This window comes from Sphaerochaeta sp. (assembly GCF_050178175.1).
Classification (GTDB): Bacteria; Spirochaetota; Spirochaetia; order Sphaerochaetales; family Sphaerochaetaceae; genus Sphaerochaeta.
Map to the genome: position 1 here is coordinate 1 of NZ_JBFXGH010000076.1, position 2,287 is coordinate 2,287.

4 protein-coding genes are annotated in these 2,287 nt (G+C 46.0%); all 4 read left to right on the forward strand.

Annotated features, from left to right (window positions below; all coding sequences use genetic code 11):
- On the forward strand, positions 1-260 hold a 260-nt coding region (locus tag AB7S66_RS08760), incomplete at its 5' end, for a hypothetical protein (RefSeq protein WP_428519132.1).
- Between the two features lie 351 nt (positions 261-611).
- A complete protein-coding gene (locus AB7S66_RS08765) occupies positions 612-1,106 on the forward strand; it encodes a carbohydrate ABC transporter permease (protein ID WP_428519134.1) in 495 nt (164 codons plus the stop codon).
- Complete coding sequence (locus AB7S66_RS08770) at positions 1,103-1,942, forward strand: carbohydrate ABC transporter permease (protein ID WP_428519136.1); 840 nt, start codon at positions 1,103-1,105, stop codon at positions 1,940-1,942. Before AB7S66_RS08765 ends, AB7S66_RS08770 begins: the two co-directional genes overlap by 4 nt.
- Positions 1,943-2,003: 61 nt before the next feature.
- A partial coding sequence (locus AB7S66_RS08775) for a hypothetical protein (protein ID WP_428519138.1) occupies positions 2,004-2,287 on the forward strand: 284 nt, incomplete at its 3' end.

Here is a 2,287-nt window from a genome sequence, read left to right on the forward strand (position 1 = left end):
ATATGCAAGGCCCCAGTGAATTTGGTATTGCAGGCGTACTGGAGACCTGGGATAGGTCAAAAGACCTGCCCAAGATTACCATACCCACCCTGGTTATCGGCGCCGAGTATGACACCATGGACCCCTCGTATATGGAGTGGATGGCCAAGCAGCTGCCGAAGGGTGAATACCTATACTGCCCAAATGCAGGGCATATGGCCATGTGGGATGACCCAGAAGGGTATCATGAGGGACTGAAACAGTTTATTAACAAAGTATAAGATATCAAGCCTGCTACAGAACAATGTGGCAGGTTTTTTTCTGGCTCAAGGAGTATAGACCATGTATATCGATAGGTATTATCAGTATTTGGTAATGGGAAAATCGTGCTAAAAATTGAATGCTTTGTGCAGGCACGTTTAGAAAAGCGGTTGTACACTAAAGGTAGGATGTTTAGGCAGTACATGTTTCAATATCCTAGAAAGGAAGAAGAACCTTGAGCATTTTCTTTTGGAAAGAGTTGTGCTTGATAGTTCTTAGCAAAGGTTGTTTTCCACAAATCTGTTTTGTTTGAGACCAGGATATGGGGAATGATTAATGCTGAAATGGTATTGGTTTACTAGGTTGTTCTTATGCAACCCAATATTGGATTGATCAATGTGGTGCTGGGCTCCATGGGCCTACCGCAACCTGACTGGCTCGGAAACCCTCACATAGCACTCTATTCAGTTATTTTTGTTGATGTTTGGAAAGGAATCGGTATTGCAACCGTAATTTATATGGCAGGTATCATCTCAATTCCTCAGGACTATTTTGATGCCATGAAACTCGAGGGTGGATTCTGGATCAAGTTCCGCCATGTAATCATTCCCTTGGTAAGAAACTCCACGTTCACCGTTATACTGCTCTCCTTCATCGGAGGTCTTCGTTCCTTCGATCTTATCTGGGCAATGACTGGAGGCGGACCTGGTTTTGCATCGGATGTATTGACCAGTGTCATTTACAAACAGTACCAGGCAGGATTCTACGGTCTGTCAACTGCAGGGAATGTCATCCTTTTTGTCATGGTTACCATCCTGATATTTCCGCTCAGACGATTCTTCAACAGCAGGGAGATTGAACTATGAAATCCAGGAAACAACAAACTGCATATATTGCGTCGAATATACTGGTATTCCTCTTCTTGACAATCATCTTCATCGTGCCATTTGTCTATATCATTCTCATGGCTGCCAAGAGCAGCAAGGAAGCAGCTTTGCTGCGTTTCAGCCTACCTGCGCAGAATCTGTTTTTCCAGAATCTCAAGGAAGTCGTTGCATATGGTGATTACCGGATGTTTAGGGCACTTTTGAACAGTACGTTGCTTACCGTCGGATCAGTGGCCCTGATTGTGGTCTTCTCTGCCCTATTCGCATTCGTGGCTCAGAGAAAGAATGACAAGTCCGCATCTATCCTGATGTCCCTTTTAATCATAGGATTGATGATCCCTCCAGCGGTGGTACCTACCATCTTCCTCTTGCAGAACCTGAAAATCTATAAGACGATGTTCGGTATGATCATGATCGATGTGGCCTTGTTCATGCCATTTGCAACCATGATCTTCAGGACGGCGATGTCCACCATCCCACGCGATCTTGACGAGGCATCGTATCTTGACGGGGCCAGCCCCCTGACCATTTTCTTCCAGGTCATACTCCCCCTGCTCAAGCCAGCGATCGTGACGGTAGTCGTAACTACGTCGGTCAATATTTTCAATGACTTCGTTGGTCCACTGTACTTCCTTCCCGGTGCAAAGAACATTACCGCTCCTCTGACACTGTACTCATTCATGAGCCAGTTCAGCACCCAGTGGAATTTGTTGTTTGCAAACGTAGTGGTAGTGAGTATCATCCCCTTGATCATCTTCATCTTCTTCCAGCGTCAACTGGTAGCAGGAATGATGGGAGGGGCTGTCAAAGGCTGACTTTTGGTATTGGATGCAAGAAACCCCTTGCAAGCGCATAAAACAAAATTGGAGTAATATCATGACAACAGTTTCCAAGCTGCAGATCAATTATCTTGACCATGTTGTAGGAATTACCGAGGGACCACAGTTTTCTTGGGTAATCGACACACCATTTAGGAATTGTCGACAGAAACAGTATCAGATACAGATAGCTGATGAGTCATCCTTTGCCTCTCCACTGTTCGACACCGGCCTGGTGGAGAGCAGTGATTCTGCACAGGTTCGCGTGCCAGGATTCACCCCGGATGAAGGCGTTCTCTACTGGGCACGGGTGAGAGTCGTCACCGAAGCGGATGCTCAGGG